Origin of the sequence: Jiella pacifica, assembly GCF_010500815.1 — a bacterium.
Lineage (GTDB): Bacteria > Pseudomonadota > Alphaproteobacteria > Rhizobiales > Rhizobiaceae > Jiella > Jiella pacifica.
The window spans coordinates 37428-59968 of record NZ_JAAAMG010000026.1; the positions used below are offsets into that span (position 1 = coordinate 37428).

Annotated in this window: 21 protein-coding genes; 11 read left to right on the forward strand and 10 right to left on the reverse strand. The window is 66.2% G+C overall.

The annotated features are described in order from the left end of the window. Positions 1-9 precede the first annotated feature (9 nt). Positions 10-1395 (reverse strand): TrkH family potassium uptake protein, encoded by a 1386-nt coding sequence (locus GTK09_RS22940; protein WP_163465739.1) that lies wholly within the window; start codon positions 1393-1395, stop codon positions 10-12. Between the two features lie 267 nt (positions 1396-1662). On the opposite strand from GTK09_RS22940, the gene trxB reads away from it, so the two are divergent. The 3 genes from trxB (at position 1663) to GTK09_RS22955 (ending at position 4440) form a co-directional block, all read left to right on the forward strand. After that, the gene (trxB, locus tag GTK09_RS22945; RefSeq protein WP_163465740.1) at positions 1663-2634 is read left to right on the forward strand and encodes a thioredoxin-disulfide reductase; all 972 of its coding nucleotides are present in this window, start codon (positions 1663-1665) and stop codon (positions 2632-2634) included. 54 nt (positions 2635-2688) lie between these two features. After that, on the forward strand, positions 2689-3585 hold the full coding sequence (locus GTK09_RS22950) for a LysR family transcriptional regulator (protein WP_163465741.1): 897 nt from the start codon (positions 2689-2691) through the stop codon (positions 3583-3585). A gap of 72 nt (positions 3586-3657) precedes the next feature. Further along, positions 3658-4440: a metallophosphoesterase gene (locus tag GTK09_RS22955; RefSeq protein ID WP_163465742.1), complete on the forward strand. Its 783-nt coding sequence runs from the start codon at positions 3658-3660 to the stop codon at positions 4438-4440. Between the two features lie 93 nt (positions 4441-4533). On the opposite strand, the gene GTK09_RS22960 is transcribed toward GTK09_RS22955, so the two are convergent. Then, positions 4534-5019 (reverse strand): SRPBCC family protein, encoded by a 486-nt coding sequence (locus GTK09_RS22960; protein WP_163465743.1) that lies wholly within the window; start codon positions 5017-5019, stop codon positions 4534-4536. 286 nt (positions 5020-5305) lie between these two features. Continuing rightward, positions 5306-5563 (reverse strand): hypothetical protein, encoded by a 258-nt coding sequence (locus tag GTK09_RS22965; RefSeq protein ID WP_163465744.1) that lies wholly within the window; start codon positions 5561-5563, stop codon positions 5306-5308. Positions 5564-6105: 542 nt separating this feature from the next. Here GTK09_RS22965 and GTK09_RS22970 point away from each other — a divergent pair. After that, positions 6106-7125 (forward strand): SOUL family heme-binding protein, encoded by a 1020-nt coding sequence (locus GTK09_RS22970; RefSeq protein WP_163465745.1) that lies wholly within the window; start codon positions 6106-6108, stop codon positions 7123-7125. A gap of 609 nt (positions 7126-7734) precedes the next feature. On the opposite strand, the gene GTK09_RS22975 is transcribed toward GTK09_RS22970, so the two are convergent. Both GTK09_RS22975 and rpmB read right to left on the reverse strand, forming a co-directional pair. Next, positions 7735-8418 carry a queuosine precursor transporter gene (locus tag GTK09_RS22975; RefSeq protein WP_163465746.1) on the reverse strand — a complete coding sequence of 228 codons (684 nt, stop codon included), beginning with the start codon at positions 8416-8418 and terminating at the stop codon, positions 7735-7737. 164 nt (positions 8419-8582) lie between these two features. Then, positions 8583-8894: a 50S ribosomal protein L28 gene (gene rpmB, locus GTK09_RS22980; RefSeq protein WP_163465747.1), complete on the reverse strand. Its 312-nt coding sequence runs from the start codon at positions 8892-8894 to the stop codon at positions 8583-8585. Positions 8895-9181: 287 nt separating this feature from the next. Between rpmB and GTK09_RS22985 the strand changes: the two genes are divergently transcribed. Together GTK09_RS22985 and GTK09_RS22990 are read left to right on the forward strand one after the other, a co-directional pair. Further along, on the forward strand, positions 9182-9973 hold the full coding sequence (locus tag GTK09_RS22985; protein WP_246218084.1) for a DUF3108 domain-containing protein: 792 nt from the start codon (positions 9182-9184) through the stop codon (positions 9971-9973). A gap of 110 nt (positions 9974-10083) precedes the next feature. Next, the gene (locus GTK09_RS22990; RefSeq protein WP_163465749.1) at positions 10084-11031 is read left to right on the forward strand and encodes a cyclase family protein; all 948 of its coding nucleotides are present in this window, start codon (positions 10084-10086) and stop codon (positions 11029-11031) included. A 376-nt stretch (positions 11032-11407) separates the two neighbouring features. Here GTK09_RS22990 and GTK09_RS22995 read toward each other — a convergent pair whose 3' ends face one another. After that, positions 11408-11854 carry a hypothetical protein gene (locus GTK09_RS22995; RefSeq protein ID WP_163465750.1) on the reverse strand — a complete coding sequence of 149 codons (447 nt, stop codon included), beginning with the start codon at positions 11852-11854 and terminating at the stop codon, positions 11408-11410. A 150-nt stretch (positions 11855-12004) separates the two neighbouring features. Then, positions 12005-12967, reverse strand: coding sequence for a helix-turn-helix domain-containing protein (locus tag GTK09_RS23000; protein WP_163465751.1), 963 nt, complete (start codon positions 12965-12967; stop codon positions 12005-12007). Positions 12968-13326: 359 nt separating this feature from the next. On the opposite strand from GTK09_RS23000, the gene GTK09_RS23005 reads away from it, so the two are divergent. The 3 genes from GTK09_RS23005 to GTK09_RS23015 all read left to right on the forward strand — a co-directional run bounded on the left by GTK09_RS23005 (position 13327) and on the right by GTK09_RS23015 (position 15540). Further along, positions 13327-13926: a hypothetical protein gene (locus GTK09_RS23005; RefSeq protein ID WP_163465752.1), complete on the forward strand. Its 600-nt coding sequence runs from the start codon at positions 13327-13329 to the stop codon at positions 13924-13926. A 694-nt stretch (positions 13927-14620) separates the two neighbouring features. After that, positions 14621-14899, forward strand: coding sequence for a hypothetical protein (locus tag GTK09_RS23010; RefSeq protein ID WP_163465753.1), 279 nt, complete (start codon positions 14621-14623; stop codon positions 14897-14899). After that, positions 14899-15540, forward strand: coding sequence for a Shedu immune nuclease family protein (locus GTK09_RS23015; protein WP_163465754.1), 642 nt, complete (start codon positions 14899-14901; stop codon positions 15538-15540). The genes GTK09_RS23010 and GTK09_RS23015 overlap by 1 nt, the downstream gene beginning before the upstream one ends. 555 nt (positions 15541-16095) lie before the next feature. On the opposite strand, the gene GTK09_RS23020 is transcribed toward GTK09_RS23015, so the two are convergent. The 3 genes from GTK09_RS23020 to GTK09_RS23030 form a co-directional block, all read right to left on the reverse strand. Beyond that, positions 16096-17163, reverse strand: a complete 1068-nt coding sequence (locus GTK09_RS23020; protein WP_163465755.1) for an aldo/keto reductase — start codon at positions 17161-17163, stop codon at positions 16096-16098. A gap of 99 nt (positions 17164-17262) precedes the next feature. Next, positions 17263-18519 carry an AGE family epimerase/isomerase gene (locus GTK09_RS23025; protein ID WP_163465756.1) on the reverse strand — a complete coding sequence of 419 codons (1257 nt, stop codon included), beginning with the start codon at positions 18517-18519 and terminating at the stop codon, positions 17263-17265. Then, on the reverse strand, positions 18512-19360 hold the full coding sequence (locus GTK09_RS23030; protein WP_203561173.1) for an SDR family oxidoreductase: 849 nt from the start codon (positions 19358-19360) through the stop codon (positions 18512-18514). The genes GTK09_RS23025 and GTK09_RS23030 overlap by 8 nt, the downstream gene beginning before the upstream one ends. A gap of 275 nt (positions 19361-19635) precedes the next feature. On the opposite strand from GTK09_RS23030, the gene GTK09_RS23035 reads away from it, so the two are divergent. Together GTK09_RS23035 and GTK09_RS23040 are read left to right on the forward strand one after the other, a co-directional pair. Continuing rightward, complete coding sequence (locus GTK09_RS23035; RefSeq protein ID WP_203561174.1) at positions 19636-20115, forward strand: hypothetical protein; 480 nt, start codon at positions 19636-19638, stop codon at positions 20113-20115. A gap of 25 nt (positions 20116-20140) precedes the next feature. After that, on the forward strand, positions 20141-22396 hold the full coding sequence (locus GTK09_RS23040; RefSeq protein WP_163465757.1) for a pyrroloquinoline quinone-dependent dehydrogenase: 2256 nt from the start codon (positions 20141-20143) through the stop codon (positions 22394-22396). The last annotated feature ends 145 nt before the right edge of the window (positions 22397-22541 follow it).

Sequence of the window (22541 nt, forward strand, 5' to 3'; positions counted from 1 at the left end):
CGGTGTGCCTCAATCGATCCAGACCGACGGGAACAGCAGGATCAGCACGGTCACGAGTTCCAGGCGGCCGAGCAGCATGGCCGCCGACAGCACCCACAGGGCGGGGTCGGGAAGCGTCGAAAAGTTGCCGGCCGGTCCGATGATCTGGCCGAAACCCGGGCCGACGTTGGAGAGCGCCGTCAGCGTGCCGGAAAAGGCGGTGATCAGGTCGAGCCCGAACATCGTCAGGAGCACGGTGCCCAGCAGCAGCGTCCCGAAGAAAAGGAAGAAGAAGATCGTGACGGTCTGGATCGTCTGGGCGCTGATGTCGTCATTGCCGTATTTCAGCCGGATCACCGCGTGCGGGCGGACCAGCCGGCGAAAGCTCGCCCGCACGACGAGATAAAGGACGACCAGCCGGTTCGCCTTGATGCCGCCCGCCGTCGAACCGGCGCAGCCGCCGAGGAAGGAGGCGAGGAAGAATATGCCGATCGCCGCGTTCGACCACAGCGTATAGTCCTCCGACGCATAGCCCGTCGTGGTGATCACCGAGACGAGGTTGAAGGTGGAGGACACCAGCGCCTCGCCGAACGGCGTGTCGTTGATGATTCGCCGTGTGACCGCGATGGCGAAGCTGAGAACCGCACAAATTACCAGGAAGACCAGGATCTGCGGATCGCGCCAGAGCTGGAAGCGCCGCGGCAGGAAGGCGCGGACATAGACGACGAAGGGGAGCGCGGCGAGGACCATGAAGACCGTCGAGGCGATCAGGATCCGGTTGTCGTCGAAATAGCCCATCGAGGCATCGTGGGTGGAATAGCCGCCCGTCGCCATCGTCGTCATCGCATGGTTGGTCGCATCGAAGAACGTCATGCCGAGCGAGGTATAGGCGATGGCGCACATCAGCGTCAGCGCGACATAGGCGGCGATCAGCCCGCCGGTCAGCTGGTTCACCCGCGGCAGCACCTTGTCCGACTTGTCGGAGCTTTCCATGTGGAAGAGCGCCAGGCCGCCGGCCTGCAGCGACGGCAGGATCAGGAGCACCATGCCGATGATGCCGATACCGCCGAGCCACTGCAGCAGCGAGCGCCACAGGAGGATGCCGCGCGGCAGCGTGTCGAGGCCGGAGATCACCGTGGATCCGGTCGTCGTCAGCCCCGACATCGATTCGAAGAAGGCCCCGGCGAAGGTGACGTTCACCGAGGAGAAATACAGCGGCAGCGAGCCGATCAGGCAGGCCGCCAGCCACACCGTGGTGACCAGCAGGAAGCCGAGCTTCTGGGTGAATTGGGGCCGCTCGCCCCGCGTTGCCACGGCAATCAGGGCGCAGATCACCCCGACGAGGAAGCCGGTGCCGACGAAAACCCGGAAGTCGTCGTTCCGGTCGGCGAAGTCGGTCAGTGCCGGCAGGAGCATGGCGAAGGCGAGGCCAAGGCCGAAGATCGACGTGACGTGGGCGATCGTCCTGAAAATGTCGTGCTCTCCGAATGCTCACGGCACCCGCGAAAGGTCCGTCGAACCGGCTTTCTAGTGCTTTGCCGCGGCCACGGCAATTCGCCAGCCCTTTCCTGCAGCGGCTTCGCCAGCGCCTGTTGCCCCCATGTTGCAGCACGGGAAGGCCTCGTCTATTGAACGAGGCTATCCCCAATGCCATTTGCCAGACGCATTGCTCGCGAGGCCGCCATGTCCGATCGTCACGCCAACATCATCATCCTGGGTTCCGGCCCCGCCGGCTACACCGCCGCCATCTACGCGGCACGCGCCATGATGAAGCCGTTGATCATCGCCGGCCTGCAGGAGGGCGGCCAGCTCACCATCACCACCGACGTCGAGAACTATCCCGGCTTTGCCGAGCCCGTGCAGGGCCCGTGGATGATGGAGCAGATGAAGGCCCAGGCCCTGAACGTCGGCGCCGAGATCGCGAGCGACATCATCGTCGCCGCCGATCTTTCGACGCGTCCCTTCCGCCTCACCGGCGATTCCGGCACGATCTACACCTGCGACGCCTTGGTCATCGCCACGGGCGCCCAGGCGAAATGGCTGGGTCTTCCGAGCGAGGACACCTTCCAGGGCTTCGGCGTCTCGGCCTGCGCCACCTGCGACGGCTTCTTCTATCGCGGCAAGGACGTCGTCGTCGTCGGCGGCGGCAACACCGCCGTCGAGGAGGCGCTCTATCTGTCGCACATCGCCAAGTCGGTCACCCTCGTCCACCGCCGCGACGAGCTGCGCGCCGAGCGCATCCTGCAGGAGCGGCTGTTCAAATCCGCGAACGTCGAGGTCCTGTGGGACACGGGCATCGAGGAAGTCGTCGGGGTCACCAAGCCGATGAAGTCGGTGAACGGCGTCAGGCTGAAGAACATGAAGACCGGCGAGGTCACCGAAAAGCCCGTCGACGGCGTCTTCGTGGCGATCGGCCACGCCCCGGCGGTCGAACTCTTCGTCGGGCAGCTGAAGCAGAAGCCTTCCGGCTATCTGTGGGTGGAGCCGGGCACGACGCGCACCTCGCTCGAGGGCGTCTTTGCCGCCGGCGACGTCGCCGACGACGTCTACCGCCAGGCGGTCACCGCCGCCGGAATGGGTTGCATGGCCGCGCTGGAAGCGGAAAAGTGGCTCGCCGAGCGGGCCGTCACCGATACGCGACAAGCCGCCGAATAGGCATCGTTCCCCCTTCCGGCGCCTCGTGCCGGATCGCTTGAAGGACCACCCCTCATGGCCCTCGACTGGGACAAGCTGCGGATCTTCCACGCGGCGGCGGAAGCCGGCTCGTTCACCCATGCTGCCGACGCGCTCAATCTCAGCCAGTCGGCGATCAGCCGCCAGGTGGCGGCGCTGGAAAACGAGATCGGCGTGCCGCTGTTCCACCGGCACGCCCGCGGCCTCGTCCTGTCCGAACAGGGCGAGCTCCTGTTCCAGACGGCGAACGACGTCCTGAAGCGGCTCGAAACGGTGCGCATGCAGCTCACCGAGACGAAGGAAAAGCCCGCCGGCAAGCTGCGCGTCACCACCACCGTCGGCCTCGGCTCCGGCTGGCTGACCGAGCGCGCCCGCGAGTTCCTCGAACTTTATCCCGATCTCGAACTGCAGCTGGTCTTCGACAACGAGGAGATCGACCTGACGATGCGCAAGGCGGACGCGGCGATCCGCCTGCGCCAGCCGCAGCAGCCGGATCTGATCCAGCGCCGGCTGTTCACCGTGCATCTCCACGTCTATGCCGCCCCGGCCTATCTCGCGCGCTTTGGCACGCCGGAGACCCTCGACGATCTCGACCAGCACCGGATCATCACCTTCGGCGAGCCGGCGCCGAACTATCTGCGCAACCTCAACACGCTGGAGACCGTCGGCCTGCCGGAAGGCAAGAGCCGCAGCCCGATCCTGCAGATCAACAATCTGATGGCGATCCGCTCGGCCATCGAGAGCGGCACCGGCATCGCGCTGCTGCCCGACTACATGATCGACAAGCGGTCCAAGCTCGTCCAGGTCCTGCCCGAGATGGAAATGCCGACCTTCGACACCTATCTCTGCTACACCGAGCAGATGCGCAGCGCCGCCAAGTTGAAGGTCTTCCGCGACTTTCTGATCTCGAAGGCTCGCACCTGGGCCTATTGAGGACGGCGATCTTCCGCTGATCGCGCTGCCGCCCCCTGACGCGTCCTCCCACACGGTTTTGAGGCGGAGACATTGTCGAACGAACCGAGCGAAATCGTCGCCATCGGCGACGTCCACGGCGAGAGCGGGCTGTTCAGGCGCTTTCTCGACGGCGTCGACCGGCTGGCGGCGCAACGCGGCACCCGCCCGGCGATCTACATCCTCGGCGATCTCGTCGATCGCGGCGAGGACAGCCGCGGAGCGCTGAACATCGCCGACGAAGTGCTTTCGCAATGGCCGGGGTCGAAACTCCTCCTCGGCAATCACGACGAATGGCTGCTGCGCTTCCTGAAGAACGAGCTGTCGCTGGAAGAAATCTTTCATTGGCTCGATCAGGGCGGCGCGGAGACGCTCGCCTCCTACGGCTTCACCATCGCAGAGACGCGGCCCGACGAAATCCGCCGCACGATCAACGAACGATGGCCCGGCCACATCAAGCTTCTTGCCGAGGCCTCTTTTATCGAGTTCGCCGGGACCTTCGCCTTCGTCCATGCCGGGGTCGATCCGGCCCGCACGCTGACGAAGCAGCGGCCGCAGGACTGCGTCTGGATCCGGGCGCCGTTCATGAACCATGTCGGCCGCCTCGGCCATCTCGTCCTGCACGGCCACACGCCGCAAAAGGCAGGCCTTCCGACCGTCACCGAAAACCGCCTGTCGCTCGACACCGGCGCGGTCTTCACCGGCCGCCTGACCGGCGCCTGGGTCGACACCCGAACCGGCATGATCGAATGCTGGCAGGCAGTCCACGGACACGACCTCGCCCGGGTCGAGGCGCAACGGCTCGACCGCGGCCTGGGCACGGCGCTGGATCGGTGATCGCCCCACGCCGATCGTTCTCGCGGACGGCCAGGTCAATGACGGAAAGCGGCGGGGCCTGCCGGAAGGCCGGCGCGCCCCGCCCTTCCCGGCTTACATCCCGCCGGCCTTTTCCTTGAGCGAGGAGAGCCCGGCATCGTAGATCCCGGCGATGACGTTCGAAGCCTCTTCGTCGCTGGCGCCCGCCGCGTCGAACGTCCCCGACCAGTCGACCGTCGCGGCGTCGCCGGAGCCCGACACGCTGATGGTCGACTGGTAGTTCGCCACCGGCAGCGGCCCGCTCAGGATCTTGTAGCTGTAGCTCATCTTTCCGTCGTCGCGGGACACCTCTTCCTCGACGAGTTCCGCGCCATCGGGAAGCGTCAGCGTGCGGACGCTGGCGCCATCGTCGTCCTTCAGCTCGCACTTCGTCGCGGCCGGGTGCCATTTCTGGATGTCGCAGAAGCTGCCGATCGTCGTCCAGACCGTTTCAGGGCTGGCCGCGATCTCCACCGATTTCGAGACCTCTATCGCCAGCGCCGGCGACGCGGCGAATGCGGCGATGGCCGTGAGCACGGCCGCCTTCGATAGGTTCGTCATGAAAGTCCTCCCATCGTCGCATCGAAGCCTTCGAGCGACGTCCTCCCAGGTGCCCGCCGGCACGCTAGAGCACTGATGCCTCGCTTCGCAACACCTCGCGGAGCCTCGGGTCTCGGCGAGGACCTCCAGCTTCTCACGCAAGACCCTGATCCCCCATGCGGACCGGCTCGGTTGCTCCCGTCCACCCGACCGGCGCAGCGGCTCCTCGTGGCATCGACCCAAAAAGCCGGGGGCGCGCTCTGCAGCGGCACCCCCGGCGTTCACAGCAGTCGATCGTGATCGGGGCTCAGCGGCAGACTTTGACGGTCTTCACCCGCTTGTGGCCGTGCCGATAAGAGACGACCTTCTTGAAGCTGCAATGGTCCCGATGACGCACCTGACGGTGCCGGACGACATACCCGCGGATCGGCTTCGGCGCGACATGGTGTCTTGCCGGCGCCCTGTCGTGGCCGATCACGATTTTGACGTCGGCGGCATTGGCCGAGGCACCGGCTGAAAACGAGGCGGCGACGGCGACGGCTGCGGCAATGAGAAACTTACGCATGGAAGGACCCTTTCGATTGTTCGGTCTGTCAACCAGAACGATGGTCCCTGAATAGCGCTTGTAGACTGAATGGCTGCTGAACGATCTGTCCGACTTACGTTTATCGAAGATCGCCGACTGAGCTGCGGAATCCGCGTTTGTTGCGGCCGCGCGGCAGGCGGCGTCTTGTCAGCGCACGACCGGCCCAGAGCCGATCGAACTTCCGACGACACAAAAAAAAGGCGGCCACGGGCCGCCTTGAAGTTTGGCTGGAGTATCAGGTCCAAAACCCGATATGCACACAACGCTACCGCCGGAACATGGTTGCAGTTGGGCAACGCGAATAAAGAAAAATCTGCGTCCGCCGCTTATGTCGGCCTGATCGCGTTACAAGCCTCCGTGCAAGTCCCTCAGCGGAAACATCTATCGGCCGCCCGGCCTTTGCGGCGCAACCAATGCAGCGGGCTCACGTTATCTTGTCGAATTCGGCGGGCGATGGCCTAGCCGCTCCCCCGCCCTATACGATCGCCTACGACGCATCGGCAACGCCAGGAGTTTCGCATATGTTTCGCGACCGACCGAGCACCTACGATAACCTCGCCAACGCGCTCGGCGCGATCAGCGAGCGCATCGGGGAACTGGAAGGCCAGGTGGCCGAACGGCTCGACCCGACGCCCTCCGCGACAGATCGCGCCCGCCGGGCGATCGGTCGGATCATTCCTGGCGTCACGCCCGAGCCGACCGGCCTGACGCGCTACCTGCCGCATCTGTCGGACTACTGGCCGGACGACGCCGGCAAGCGCGCCCGCCGCCAGGTCCGCGCCCTGCAGGACGCCGGTGGCGACCTTGCCCACGGCGCCGAGGACTATTTCGACAGCGCCCGGCGCCATCTCGCCGGCTGGTCGGCACCGGCCCTCGCCTCGCTGCGCGGCCGGCTGCCCGCCCGCTACCAGCCGGAGCCGATCCGTCGCAACCGCGAGCTGACGGCGCTGCTGATCGCCGGTGGCGCCATCGCCGCCGTCGGCGCGGCCTATTACATCACCAAGAAGGTCAACGAGCACAGCGAAGAGCCCGACTACGACGTCGTGCGCTCCGACGGTCCGGTCGAGATCCGCGACTATGAGGGCATGATCGTCGCCGAGACGGTGAAGAGCGGCTATCACGAGAAGGCCCGGCGAATGGGCTTCATGACGCTTGCCGACTACATCTTCGCGAAGAACCGGCCCGGCAAGAAGATCAAGATGACCACCCCCGTCCTGCAGCAGCTCGCCGAGGGCGAAGGCCGCTCGAAAGGCTGGGCGGTGCGCTTCGTCATGCCGAAGAAGTTCACCCTCGCCAGCCTGCCCGAGCCCGGCTCCAGCGACGTCGCTTTGAAGGACGTGCCGGCAAGGCGCGTGGCGGCGATCCGGTTCTCCGGAAACTTCACCGCGACGCTCGCCTCGAAGCATCTGATGACGCTGTACAATTATCTTGCCGACAACAATCTGAAGCAGAAGGGCGATCCGGAATACGCCTTCTACAATCCGCCCTGGACGCCCGGCTTCCTGAAGCGCAACGAGATCCTCATCGAGATCGAGCGCTGAGCCGAGGCCGATTGCCCGCAGACACGACGTGAAAAGGTGGCGCCAGCGCCGCCTTTTTTTTATGGCTTGAACGATGCTGGAACACGTCCCATCGCGGCCACGAGGGCGCGAGAGACGTTGATGGGCAAAGGGCACTTCGGTCCGGTTCCGTCAGGCGCGCTGAAACGAGGAGGTGACGCCCGAGCATGTCAGGGTTCGCCGCCAGTCTCATGCCGCACTGCAGCAGCGCAGAGGGAGGTCCGCAACACTTGAAGCTTTGTCATCCCAGCCTCTGATCCCGCTGCACGAGCGTGGATGGATGGCGGCGACACTTACTGTCTCGTCAGTCCGGCCCCCGAGCCCGCTGCACGAGCGTGGACGGATGGCGGCGACACTTGATTGTCTCGTCATCCCGGCCCCCGAGCCGGGATCCATGCCAAACCGTCGAATTGGCTTTCGCTGGAGAAGAAACGGGGCTGTCGGCGGTGCGGCGAAGGCGAGGGCGAGGGCGTCGACGATTTGGAATGGATCCCGGGTCAAGCCCGGGATGACGAAAGCTTGGTGAATTCACCTGTTCTGCAACGCTGGTGCGCAGCCGAAGGCACCCGCTCCGGGACCGGCGCTTCTGCCTCAGACCGGCTGTGGCCGGTAGGGCATGAAACGCTGCATGATCACCCGGTAGGGAATCAGCGCGAAGACGGCGATGACGAGCTTCACGGTGAAATCGCCGATCGCCCAGGAAACCCAGCGCGGCGCCTCGAGCGAAAACACCCCGAGGAGCCGGGCGCTCTCCAGGGCGAAGCCGTCATTGGCGCCGAGGAAGACGAAGAGCGGCGCGAAGGCGACGGTGAAGAAGGTCACCGTGTCGAGCACCGAGCCGCTGAGCGAGGAGGCCGCCGGCGCGCGCCACCAGCTGTCCTGGCGCAGCCGGTTGAACACCGCGATGTCGAGGAGCTGGGCCATCAGGAACGCCCCGCCCGACGCGACGGCGATCCGGAACAGCCGGTCGGCCGTGGTCGAGAAGCCGAGCAGCCCGAGATCGTAGAGGAGCGGCGGCACCACCAGCGAACAGACGATCGCCGCGGCAAAGCCCGCATAGACCACCCGCCGGGCGACGCGTGGCCCGTAACGGCGATTGGTGAGGTCCGTAACGAGAAAGGCGAAGGGGTAGGTGAAGGCCCCGAAGGTCAGGATGTCGGCCAGTTGCAGCCCGCCGATTTCGGCGAAGACCGGATACTGCACGGCGACGTTCGAGGCGAGGACGATCGCGGCCATGGCCGCGATCGGCAGGGCATAGATCTTGGCTGAAGCCATTTTTTTATCCTGGGTGATGGAACCAGCGATCGGATGACGGCGCATGTCGGCGCGCCGCCTTGGCGAAATGGCCCCTTCACGCACGCGAATGCCGCTCGTATAAACCGTCCGAGCGGCATTCAGCTGAAGAGGTGAGCGCCCGCCCTCGGGCGGAAGACGCTGGCTTAGGCCGCGGTTGCGGCCGTCGCGTTCGTCTCGGCGACCTTCTTGGCGATCTGGCGCTTCAGAAGCTTGGCGCGCTGGGACAGATCGTCCTCGCTGGCCTTGATCAGGAAGGCGTCGAGGCCGCCCCGATGCTCGACGGAGCGCAAGGCATGCGCCGAAACGCGCAGGCGGAAACGCTGGCCGAGCGCGTCGGAGATCAGCGTGACGTTGCACAGATTCGGCAGAAACCGGCGACGCGTCTTGTTGTTCGCGTGGGAGACGTTGTTGCCGGTCAGGACGGCCTTGCCGGTCAGTTCGCAGGCGCGTGACATCGGTTCACCTTTCAGTCTAATCGTAAACCCCTCAAGCCGCGCGCCACCGTTCGAATCCGGCGCGACCATCGCTTCAGGGCATGATCGGGAAAATCTGGCGCTTCATAGTCGCGATCGAAAGGGGCGTCAAGGTTTTCGCGCCATTGCGGCATCGCAGCAAAGAATACGGGACTGTGGCTTTCGTCCCGCTCGCCAACTTCGTAGTGACGCCGCTAAGATCCGGCAACCATCCCCTGCCGAGAACGTTCCGGCGGACGAGGCGACCATTGAAGATGCGACCCATTCCCATGCGTTTCAGGCGAATCGCGATCACCCTCGCCGCCCTTTGCGGCGTCGCCCTCTCCCCGGCCCGGGCTCCGGCGGCGGCCGAACAGGTCGTCACGACCGAATACGGCATGGCGCTGATCGGCCTCATCATCGGCAAGGCGACCTTCGATACGGTGATCGACGGCAAGGGCTTCTCCGTCAAGGGCCGGATGTCCTCCGCCGGCCTCGGCCAGCTGGTCTCCAAGACCGGCGGCACCAGCCAGGTCTCCGGCCGCGTCACCGCGCGGGGCTTTGCCGCAGAGCGCTACAGCCTCGACTACACCTCCGACGGCAAGCGCTGGTCGAGCGACGTGCGCATGCGCTCCGGCCGGGTGACCGGCTCCAGCGTCATCCCGAAACGCACCAGGGACGAGAAGCCGTCCTACATTCCGGTCCAGCGCGCGCAGCTCGCCTCGGTGGTGGATCCGCTGAGCGGCTTGATGATTCGCACCGGCGACGCCGGCAGCGTCTGCCGTCGCACCCTGCCCCTCTATGACGGCTGGTCGCGCCTCGACCTGAAGCTGTCGCCCAAGGAGCGGCGGACCGTCTCGCTCACCGGCTACAGCGGCGAGGCGGTGGTCTGCAACGTCCGCATCGATCCGGTCAGCGGCTACGACAGGAAGTCCAAGGGCCTGCAGTTCCTGAAGAACCAGACGATCGAACTGTGGTTCGCGCCGATCGCCCGGCCGGACGTCTTCGTTCCGGTCTATGTCCGCATCCCGACCACGATCGGCCCGCTCACCCTGCAGGCAACCTCCGTCTCGGTGAAGTGACCGCGCAACGGGTGTGAAGCCGGCGTCGGCGTCCTCGCGCCGCCCCTCTGGCCAGACGCCTGCCGCATGAATAAGCTTGCCTTCTCTTTGACCATTGGAGGGAGTCGGACATGCGGACGGGGACAAGACGTATCGTAGCGACAGGGGCGTCGCTCGGCCTGGCATTGTGGCTCGCGGTGCCTGCGCTCGCGCAAGATCACGGCGGCAAGGGCCTGTGGTCGGTCTATGACGAGGCGCTGAAGGGCGCCAAATATGTCGACCTCACCCACACGATCACTCCAAACATCCCCGTCTGGGCGGGCTTTTCATCGCCGACCTTCGCCCCCGCCAAGGCCGGCAAGGACCTCGAAGGCTATGCCGCGAAAGGCGATACCTTCAGCTTCGAGAAGCACGGCTTCGGGGCGACCGAATACCGCCTGCCCACCGACCAGCTCGGCACCCAGCTCGATCCCCCGGCCCACTGGGCGCCGGAATATCCGGCCATCGACGAGCTCCCGGCCACCTACACGCTGCGCCCGCTCGTCGTCGTCTCCATCGTCGAGCAGCTGAAGAGCGACCCGAATTACGCGCTGCAGGTCACCGACATCGAGGCATGGGAGAAGGAGCACGGCACGATCCCCGAAGGCTCGGTCGTCTTCGTGCGCTCCGACTTGTCGAAGGACTGGCCCGATCCGAAGCTCGCCACCTTGAAGGAGTTTCCCCAGGTCGGTCTCGACGCCCTGAAGTTCCTGCACGAGCAGCGCCACATCCTGTTCCACGGCCACGAGCCGCTCGACACCGATTCGACGCCCACCCTCGAAGGCGAATACTGGCTGATGCACAACGGCTACGCCCAGGCCGAAGGCGTCGCCCATCTCGACCAGGTGCCGCCGACCGGCTGCCTCGTCTCGATCGGCTATCCGAAGTTCGGCGGCGGCCTTGGCGGCTATGCCCGCTACGTCGCCATCTGCCCGGCCGATTGGCAATACGGCGTCACCATCGGCCCCGACGACGCGCCGCTGCCGAAATCCGACAAGCCGCTGCATTTCGACGAAGCCGCCGGCATGCGCGTGCGCTGATCGGTGCCGAGACCAGTGCCGTGCGAGACTGCGGGCCCGACGCTCGGCTCCTGCCTCGTCGCCGTTGCCGCCCCCCCCGGCCCGTCTGGCGGCCGGCAGGTGGTTTTTGCGACGCCGCCAAAGGTGCTGTGGCAGCACTGTGATGGAGAACGATTTCCTTCCCTCGCCGCGCTGCGCCGTCTATGGCGTGTGGCGCCCGCAGATCTCGTGGACGTGCCGCAAGGCGCCGTGCAATTGTCGCCGCTGCGCCCCGGCGCCTAGGCGCTGGATCGCCTGCCCGACGCCGCCTTCGATGACATCAACGAGATGGTGCCGCTGATCGGCGACTTCCTCGCCCGGAAGATCGGCTGACGGAGGCCACGGTGCCGGCGCCGTCTCAGGCCCCCTCGGCTGGATCGGGCGGCACCACCGCCGAGCCGACAAGAGCGACGCCGAGCCGGCCGAAAGTCTCGGCAGTAACGCGACCGGAGAAACGCAGAGAGATGCCGGCTAGCGCGGTCGTCGGCATCGTGCCGAGCAATCCACTCCCGGCCGCCAGCATGCGGCCGGCGGCGACGTCATCGTGGTTGGCCTTCCAGACCCTCCTCTCCTCGCCGGAAGCCAAAGCTGGAGCCGAAATATCATCCGACCGACCCTGACCGCTTTCCAACCCATCCGGATGCCAGGGATCGACGGCCAGGGCCACCCGGCGATCATCGGGAAGCGGGCCGCCGAAGGGCGAGACGATCACGCAGATGGCGAGGAGGACCGCAGGAAGGAGGGCGGCGCCCGCCCGGCTGCCCGACCGCAGCACCTGATAGTCGTCGAGACGTCCCTGAACCATCGTCACCCTCCCTCTTCGGAACGGCGATTCTAGCGTTTGCGGGCGGGCCTGCGTTAGGCGCACCGTCTCATCGATCGCCGTCCAGATTGTACCGAGCGTTCCAATCCGTGCGACGATCGCGGCCCTTGTTCGGTACTCGTGCCTCCCGCTCTAAAGCCCCTGCAGCCAGGCGGCGAAGGGGCGCTCGCTCAGCAGGGGCTCACCGCCCTCGCCGGTGCCCGCTCCGTCCCGGGCAAGCCGGCGCACCTCGCTCGGGGTGCGGCCGAAGCGCTGGCGGAAGCTGCGGGAGAACTGCGACTCGCTGGCAAAGCCGAGGCCATGGGCGATGGTGCCGATGAGCCGCAGCTCCCGGCTGTCGCCGAGCGCCCGGTAGGCCTGCTCCAGGCGCCGTTCCAGGATGTAGGCGGCCACCCCGCCGAAGGGTTCGAAGAGCCGGTAGAGCGTCGAGCGGGAAAGCCCGATCCGCCCGGCGATGAAGTCGGGTCCGAGCCGGGGATCGGAAAGATTCGCGCGGATGAACTGCTGCGCTCGCAACGTCGCCGCCCGCGCCACGGCCGCCCGGCCCCGATCGAGCGCCCGGGGCCGCCGCGACAGGGTTGCGCCGATCAGGTCGACCAGCGCCGTGGCGGTCCCGTCGGCCTGCTCCTGCCGCAGGGTCGGTGCATGCCGGCTGAGAATCTTGATGAAGTCCTTGAGCAGTTCCGTCCCGGCGTCCGGCACGATCCGCCCATGCATCGTCTCGGCGTCGGGCACCACCTCGGTCATGACGTCGCGCGGCAGGATGATGGAGACGTTGTGCGGCGCGATCGGCGCGAAGTCGGTAAGCTCCTGGCCGAAGTCCACGACGTTGAGCACCGTCTCCGACGCCGTCGCGTCGACCCGCAGCATGAAATGGTCGAGCATGTCGGCGCGCAGCATCTTCTTGCGCCGGGCGAAGAAGAACGGACTGGTCCGCATGTCGCTGACGATGACGCGGCCGAGATGCGTGCTCTCGACGCTGATGTCGAACGGCGCCTCGTCGCCGAACTGCGCTTCGAACATCACGCCGACGCGCTCGCTCCAGATGCCTCGGTCCGTCGACCGCAGCAGTCGGCTTGGAACGGCTTGGCTCATTCCCGGCTGGTCCTCTTCATCATGCCTGCACTCGTTTTGCCCTGACTCCACCTCGCAGCCGCCGATTCGTGGCTGATCCGACCGACACGTCGGCAGCGCCGTCGTCGCGACGCGCCCGCCTGTGCCCTGCGGAATGAGACGGGGCGGCAAGAATGATAGCCCGGCGCGAGACGCTCTGAATATCCCCTTCAGCCACGGATCCTCTAATCTCGCGCTCGCTGCGAGGGGGACCTGGACGACGACGGCGGCATGGGACTCAGGCGGTCGGCGCGAGCGCCAGGGATCGCCCGGCCGGCGAGCGTACGCCGCCCCTCCGCAGGTGCCGCCACTGGGATCCTTCCACGCGAGAGATGATCGACATGATTCACAGATACTGGCCCATCGCGCTGCCTCTGCTTCTCGCAGCGGCAGGTTGCCAGACGAGCGCGGAGGCGGTGAGCACCGTCAACGCCAGTTGGGTCGGGCGCCCGGCGGACGACTTCTTCTCGCGCTACGGCGCGCCCTATTCCACCTTCCCTCGCCAGGATGGCGGCGCGATCTATTCCTGGCGCGGCGGCGAGCAGACCCTGGCGGTCAACACCGCGCCGCGCCCCCCGGCCTTCCCGCCGTCGCCCTTCGGCACCACCCCGACGGCGCAGCCCGCGCCGGCACCGCTCTTCGGCGACACCAAGTCCCGCACCACGTCCAATTCCTGGGTCCGCGCCGACGGCACCAAGGTGACAGAAACCCGGAGCCGAACCACCAGCGCCAGCGTCAACGTCGAGACGACCAAGCTGATCGGCTCGCTCCTCGGCGCTGCGGCCGGCAGCCCCGCGGCGGCGAAACCCGCAACGCGCACGATCGTCTGCGAGTTGTCGATCACGGCCGACCCTGCAGGCGTCATCACCGCCGTGAGCGTGAAGCGCGACACCGAAGGCGCCTTCCTCAGCCTGTCGCGCTGCGGCGAAATCCTGAAGTAGGCGCCGCTTCGCCGTCATCGTCCAGCTTCGCCCTCGCCGCCGAAATGCTCCGCCAGACCGCGAGGGGTCGAAGCACGATTGAGGCGGTCGGCGTGGTGCCAGGCGGTGCGACCCGCCGCCTCGATCGCAGCTTGTCTCTCACCCGAGTCCCATCGTCTCCCGATATCCCTCCAGATACTCCCGCTCGCTGTCGCTCACCCGGTCCATGCCGTTCATCGCGCGGTGCCACAGCGGCACGATCGCCGGCGGCCGGCCGGCCTTCTCGATGCGCTTGGCCTGCTCGTCCGTCAGCGTCAGGTCGATCGACCCGAGATTGTCGCGCAGGTGATCCTCGCTGCGAGCGCCACCCGCTCACTGGCCTTCACGCCTGCTGCTCGCTGGAGTGGCAATGCCATTTGAAACAAAATACAATGAAAGTGTTTCAAAAACGAGCGTTCGAATGGCCGGGGTGGGTGGAAAGCGGCTACTCGATGCCCTTTAAGCGGCGTCCGCTCCGCGCCCGATTATCGGCGTTCCAGGCGGTCTTTGATGACGCTGAAAGCGGTCATATGCTCAGGATGTCCTCGTGCCGTATAATGAGATCCATGCGCGCTTTGGAGATGCCTGCTAAGTGGACCCGAATTGAATAAGCGCGGTGGACGGCAATTGCGACACCCCCTAAATTGAACTCGCCTTCGCGAGGGTATGGGAGTTGATGATGACCACGGTACAACGACAGGAGAATGGTTCAAGCAATCGGCGCGTGCTCATCAGCAACACGGCAGCGAACATGATCTCGTCGCTGTACCCGTTCGATAAGTCCAAGGCCAACGCCGTGCGGGCGAAGGTTCAGTCGAGCGTGCTCAACCCGGCGAAGGTCAAGAAAATCGTCGGCGTCGATAATGCCTTCGTCGCGCGTGCCGGGAATCTACGTGTGGTCTTCAAGAACGAGGGCGAATCGGTCGTCATTACCTCGGTAGTCGCGAAGGCTTGATGGCGAAGCCCTATTTTGATGCCCACGTTTTCAGTTTGACGGATGCGGAAGCTGAAGTAGCCGAATTCAAGACCATCCTTGATACCAACGCTGACCTTGCCGAGCGCAAACAGGTGCTGGAAAACTTCGACAAATGGCCCAATCTCTGCGCGATGATGGGGCAGTACAATAGTCGCTTGGGCATTGGCGATCTAATCAAGCGCGAGTTTCGGGTCATCCCCCATTTCAGAACCGATCTTACCGTCCGCCGTGCCGGCACCGACAACATCTGCCTGATCGAGTTCGAGGGCGCGTCCGATCGGCATATATTCGAAAACAGTGATCGCGGCGTCGACACTTGGGCGCGCCCGTTCGAGAAGGGATTCAGTCAGGTAGTCGACTGGACCTGGGCGCTAGATCACTACCGCAAGACCGGCGATTACGTGGACGCCTTCGGCAGCGAGCGACCCAATATCGTAGGTGTGCTCGTGATCGGACGCTCGACCTCGCTGTCGACAACAGTCCGCAAGGATCGATGGGAGTGGCGGCGGAACAAGGTCAAGGCCGACAGCTTCACGCTCACCCTCGTGACATTCGACGAGCTTTATCAAGACTTCGAAACATGGATTGGCCTGAGAAAGATGGATCGCGCAGTTCCCTGACGAACGGCGGCTTTCGCACCTTTGGCCCCGGAAGCGGTCAGGGCGGCTAACGGCCATTCCGGACGTGAGCCGCGGCGCTATTGAACGTCTTCTTTGGGTCGGAAGCTGCCGATCGCCCGCGTCGCCAAATCTGAAACAGAATTGACAATTCCGTTTCAGAGGACAAGCCGCACTTTCGCCACTCACAGTTTCAACCGCCGCATCCTTCTCGATGAACCTGCGGAGCGTTCGGCACGAGGGATACCCTGGCGCCGCACGGGCGATTTCAGGGCTGCCAGCTGATCGGTGGGATGCGGATCTCAACGCGGCATCCTTCGGTCGGAACTCGAGCCGGATCGGTTTGAATCATGAAAAAGCGTAGTCGCTGAGATCCGCTTCGTCAGTCGTGTGAACCCGGAACGGCTTACCGTTGTCTGGTGCGCTGATATTTCTCGACCTCCTTGCGATGCATGCGCCGGGCGCTCAACGGTAGAATTGCGCGTTTCCGCCCGTCTCGCTGCAAGATCGATGTCCACCCGCAGACGGCGTTCTCGCTGCCCGCGACACCATCTCCGATCAATCCAGCCCCATCGTCTCCCGATATCCCTCCAGATACTCCCGCTCGCTCTCGCTCACCCGGTCCATGCCGTTCATCGCGCGGTGCCACAGCGGCACGATCGCCGGCGGCCGGCCGGCCTTCTCGATGCGCTTGTTCTGCTCGTCCGTCAGCGTCAGGTCGATCGACCCGAGATTGTCGCGCAGGTGATCTTCGCTGCGCGCCCCGAGCGCAATCGAGTGGACGCCCGGGCGCTCGCGCAGCCAGGCGAGTACCACCTGCGGCACGCTGCGGCCGACCTCCGACGAGACCTCCTTGAGCAAATCGATCACCCGGTAGAGCCGCTCGGTGTCGACGATGTGCGGCTCGGGCCAGTCGTTGCCCTGGCGGGTGCCGGGCTGCGGGCCGTTGTTGCGGTCGATCTTGCCGGTGAGGAGCCCTTCGCCGAGCGGGCTCCAGACCTGCGTTGCGACGCCGAACTCGCGGCCGGCCGGGATGATCTCGTATTCGACCTCGCGGGCCTCGGGCGTATAGTTCAATTGGTGGGCCACCGGCGGCGTCGCACCGAGCATCTTCGCCGTCATCACGGTCTTGGCCACCTGCCAGCCGCCGTAGTTGGAAACGCCCCAGGAGCGGATCTTGCCGTCGCGGATCAGGTCGTCCATCACCGCAACGGTCTCCTCCACCGGGGTGACGCCGTCCCACTGGTGGATCCAGTAATGGTCGATCCAATCGGTCTGCAGCCGCTTCAGGCTGTCGTCGATCTGGCCCATGATATGGGCGCGCGAAGCGCCGGCCATGTTCGGCCCCTCGCCCATCGTCGTGCGGACCTTGGAAAAGATCAGGAGGTCGTTGCGCTTACCCTTCACCGCCTCGCCGACGACCTTTTCGCTGTCGCCCTTGGAATAGATGTTGGCGGTGTCGATGGCGTTGACGCCGGCTTCCATGGCGATGTCGATGAAGCGCCGGGCGTCGTCGACGCCGACATTGCCGGTCTTTTCGAAGCCGTGGGTGCCGCCGAAGGTGACGGTGCCGAGCACAAAGGTCGAGACCATCATGCCGGAATTGCCGAAGGGGGCGTATTTCATCTCGGGCTCTCTCGCTTGATTGTCGGTTCTGGCTTGCGGCTGGCCGCCGCCATCATGCCGGGCCAACGCATGCGGCCCCGCAAGGTTCGCAGGCTTTCCTCAGTCCTGCAGCTCGCCCCGCGAAAGGGCGCCGGGAATCGACGCGGTGATCGGCAGGCGCGGCGTCAGCGTCGGCTGATAGGCGTGATAGAGGTCGGGCTTGCCTTCATAGATGCGCTCCGAGGGCCGGTTGTCGGCGTCCACCTCGTTCCACCAGCTCCCCTGCCGCCGGTCGATCAGGGCGAGATCGACATAGTCCCAGAAGCGCCGATACCACGTCGCATAGTCCGCCTCGCCGGTCCGCCGATGCAGCAGCGCCGCCGCGGTGATCCCTTCCGCCAGCGTCCAGTGGGCGGTGTTGGGAACCGAGACGCTGCCGTCCCAGCCGACCGTGTAGACGAGGCCGAACTTGCCGTCCCGGTTCCAGCCGTCGCGAACGGCGCCGGCAAACAGCGCCGCCGCGCATTCGGCCAGCCAGGCCGGCGCCGGCCGCCCGGCCCGGGTCAGCCCGGCCTCGAGCTTCAGGCAGAGATGCGACCATTCGAGCGAATGGCCGGGCGTCGTCCCGTAGGGCCGGAACGGATGATCCGGCTGGTCGGCGTGAAAATCCTTCAGGATCGTCCAGTCGCCGGAAAAATGTTCGGGAATGGCGAAGCGGTTTTCCCGCGCCAGCCGGTTGACGAAGCGCTCGGCGATCTGCAGCGAGCGGTCGAGCCAGACCGTGTCGCCCGTCGCGTCGGACGCCGCCATGAAGGCTTCCAGCGAATGCATGTTGGCGTTGGCGCCGCGATAGTCCTCCTCGTCGCCGAAGTCGGCGGCAAAGCTCTCGCGCATCGCGCCCTCCGCCTCGGCCCAGAAGCGCGTCTCGATCACTGTGAGTACATCCGCGAGAAGCTCCCGCGCCCCGGGCCGGCCGAGAATCGACGCGGCCGAGGCGGCCAGCGCGACGAAAGCGTGGACATAGGCCTTCTTCCGCCCGCCGCCCGAGGATGAGCCGGGATCCTGCTCGAACCAGCCGCCGTGGGCGGCGTCGCGCAACAGGCCGGAAAGCGCCGCCAGCCCGTGGTCCACCAACGGCCCGGAGCCGGGCAGCCCCTGCATGGCCGCCAGCGCATAGGAATAGGTCATGCGCGCGGTGATGATCGTGTCGGCTGTCGCGCCCTCCGGTCGGGCCCCGGCCATGTCGAGCCCGCAGAAGCCGCCCGTGGGCAGGCACGAGGCCTTGGAAAAGTCGAGCAGCCTCTGCCCCTCCGCCTCCAGCCAGCGCCGATGCGCCGGCATGTCCATCGTCGCCATCCGTTCTTCTGCCTCAGCCATTGATGATCATCCCGCCATTCACATGGATCGTCTGCCCGGTCGCATAGGAGCCGTCGGCGCTCGCCAGATAGACATAGGCCGGCGCCACTTCGCTCGGCTGGCCGATCCGCCCGAGCGGCGTTTCCTCGCCCATGCCGGCGACGGTCTCGCCGTCGAAGCTTGCCGGCTGGATCGGCGTCCAGATCTGCCCCGGTGCCACCTCGTCGACCAGGATGCCCTCCGGCGCGAGCTGCTTGGCCGGCGCCCGGGTGAAGCCGGCGATCGCCCCCTTGATGGCGGAATAGGCCACCAGCTTGGCGTTGCCGGCAAAGCCGTTGATGGAGGAGGTGTTGATGATCCGGGCTCCAGACGTCAGATGCGGCCGCGCCGCCCGCGACAGATAGAACATTCCGTCGATATTGGCACCGAATTGCAGCCGCCAGTCGGCATCCGTGATCGCCGTCAGATCCTCCGCGACGATCTGCGTGCCGGCATTGTTGACGAGAACGTCGATACCGCCGAAGCGCTCCACCACCTGCCCCACGGCATCGTCGCAGAAACCGCCGTCGGAAATGTCGCCGGCGATCACCAGGCACTCGGCGCCCTCCTCAACGACCAGCCTTTCGGCTTCCTCGGCGTCCTCGTGCTCGTCGAGATAGAGCAGCGCGATCTTCGCGCCTTCGCGGGCGAAATGCAGCGCGACGGCGCGACCAATGCCGCTGTCGCCGCCGGTGACGACGGCGACCTTCCCCGCCAGCTTTCCGGTGCCGCGATTGGACGGCGCGATATGCTCGGCCGGAGGAGTCAGCCGGCTCTCGAGGCCCGGAAGCCGGTCCTGGGTCTGAGGCGGAATCTTGGTCATGCGCGGCTCCTGTCGCTTGATGCCGCAGCAAGGATGACCGCGGCGGCATAAATCACTCTCATGGACCAATGCATGGCCTGACGATCGGTTCAGCAACTCGGCCGGCCGCTCGCGATATGTCGCCACATCCCGCGCCTTCCAGCCGCGCCGTTTCGTTAGACACCCAACGGACGAACCTCGCGATCATGTGATGGAACGGGTTGCGAGGATGACGCCGGGGGCTAGGTGGAGGTAAGCAACCCAGATCAACGGCGACCAGAGCGAACGAGGGCGACATGACCGACACCGGAAGCAGCAGAAGCCGCGGCTGGGGCTATTGGGCCGTCGTGGTCCTAGCTCTCGTCCTCGTCCTGTTCGGCCTGCCGATCTTCGGCGGCGGAGCCTATCTCATCTCGCTAGGCGGCTCCTGGTACTATCTCTTCGCCGGGCTCGGCCTGCTTTTGACCGCATGGTTCCTCGTCAAAGCCTCGATACTGGCGGTCTGGGTGTATCTCGCCACCTTCGTCTTCACGCTCGTCTGGGCCTTCTGGGAAAAAGGCTTCGACTGGTGGGCGCAGGTGCCCCGGCTGGTCGCGCCGACGGTCATCCTCGTCCTCGTCCTTGCCGCCATCCCGGTTCTCATCCGCAGCGGGCGCTCCCGCGCCGGATCCAACCCGTCCGGCTCCCGCCATGCCGCGCCCGGGACCGACCGTCCGGGCCGCGCCGACGCTTCGCCCCGCCGGCAAAGCGGGACCATCATCCCGACCGCCCGCTGAACCGCCCGACCCGCAGGAGATCACCATGACGAGACGTTTCGATCGCTTCGGTGCGGCCACCACCCTTGCCGCGACCCTCTCCCTCGCCGCCGCGCCCCACGGCGCCTTCGCCCAGGAAACGCCGGCGCCCAGCGAGCAGGCTCCCGCCGCGCAAGCGACCCCGGCTCCGACCCCGGACGCCACCACCATCCAGCCCGCCCCGGGCGTGGCACAGCCCGGCGACGCCACCGCCCCCTCGGCACCCGCCACCCAACAGGGCCAGGCAGGAGCAACCGAAGCCACGGACGAGGCCGCGCAGACCGCCCCCGGCGACGAGCCGTCCTCCACCCTCGCCGACCGCGCGCCGGCAGAGCAGCGGCAGATCGGCTCCGACTGGCCGTTCTGGGGCGGCGGCCCCAACGCCACCCGCTTCTCGCGCCTCGACCAGATCACCCCCGCCAACGTCGACCAACTCGAAACGGTCTGGACCTACCGCACCGGCGACATGCCGACCGAGGAGACCAAGGACAAGTATTCCCCCGAGGGCACGCCGCTGAAGATCGGCGACGCGCTCTATATCTGCTCGGCGATGAACGTCCTCTCCTCCGTCGACGCCAGGACCGGCGAGGAGCGCTGGCGGTACGATCCGAAGGTTTCGCCCGACGCCATCCCCTATGGCGCCACCTGCCGCGGCGTCGCCTATTACGAGATGCCGAATGCCACGGACGGTCAGGCCTGCGCTGCCCGCATCATCGAGGGCACGCTGGACGCAAGGCTGATCGCGGTCGACGCGGCGACCGGCGAGCCTTGCGCCGATTTCGGTGAGAACGGCGCCGTCGACATGTGGCAGGGCATCGGCGAGAAGGTGCCCGGCTGGTACGCGGTCACCGCGCCGCCGACGATCGTGCGCGGCATCGCCGTCACCGGGGCGCAGGTCAAGGACGGCCAGGCGGAGGATGCCCCCTCCGGCGTCATCCGCGGCTACGACGCCGTCACCGGCGAGCTCGCCTGGGCCTGGGACCTCGGCAATCCGGAGCTGACCGGCGCACCGCCCGAGGGCGAGACCTACACCCGCGGCACCCCCAACATGTGGACCCAGGCGACCGGCGACGAGGAGCTCGGCTACGTCTATCTGCCGATGGGCAACTCCTCCGTCGACTATTACGGCGGCAACCGTTCCGACGCCGAGAACGAGTGGGCGACCTCCCTCGTCGCCATCGACGTCACCACCGGCAAGCCGGTCTGGCACTTCCAGACCGTGCGCTACGACGTCTGGGACTACGATCTCGGCAGCCAGGCCACGCTCATCGACTTCCCGGCAGAGGACGGCGGCGGCACCACCCCGGCGATCCTGCTCCCCTCCAAGCAGGGCGACATCTACATCCTCGACCGCGAGACCGGCGAGCCGCTCGTCCCGATCGAGGAGATCACGGCCCCGAAAGGCGGCGTCGAGGGCGACGCCTATGCCGACACCCAGCCGGCGTCGGGCTACCACACCCTGCGCAAGGATGACCTCACCGAGGCCGACATGTGGGGCATCACCCCCCTCGACCAGCTGTTCTGCCGCATCGCCTTCCGCCAGGCCGCCTATGACGGCATCTACACCCACCCGACGGCCGACCGGCACTGGATCGAATATCCCGGCTACAATGGCGGCTCGGACTGGGGCAGCGTCGCCGTCGACACCGAGAACGGCGTCATCGTCGCCAACTACAACGACGTGCCGAACCACAACCGGCTGATCCCCCGCGAGGAAGCCGACGAGCGCAATCTCAAGCCCATCGACGAGAAGCAGCCGGGCGACGCGGGCGGCTCGAAGGCCGAGGGCGCCGGCGACCCGCAGGCGGGCTCACCCTACGCCATCGACGTCAATGCCGGCTGGCGGGCGCCCTTCACCGGCATCCCCTGCAAGCAGCCGCCGCTCGGCGGCATCCGGGCGATCGACCTTGCGACCGGCAAGACCCTGTGGGACCGGCCGCTGGGCACCGCCCGCCGCAACGGCCCCTGGGGCATCCCCTCCTTCATCCCCCTGTCGATCGGCACCCCCAACAATGGCGGCTCGGTGGTCACCAAAGGCGGCCTGATCTTCATCGCCGCCGCCACCGACAACCTCATCCGCGCCATCGACGAGAAGACCGGCGAGACCCTCTGGTCCGACGTCCTGCCCGCCGGCGGTCAGGCCAACCCCATCGTCTACGAACAGGACGGCCGGCAATATCTCGTCATCCAGGCCGGCGGCCATCACTTCATGGAGACGCCTGTGGGCGATTATTACATTGCGTATGCGTTGCCGGAGGAGTGAGGCCCTGACGCGAGACACTCCGGGTGCTTCCGCTGTGGGCGATGAGAACGGGAGCATCGTTCAAGGTCTGTAGGTCGCGTGCTGTTCCCAACGGCGTTGACTGGACGTGGCCGGAAGCGGACTGGCCGCGTCAAAACGAAACTGA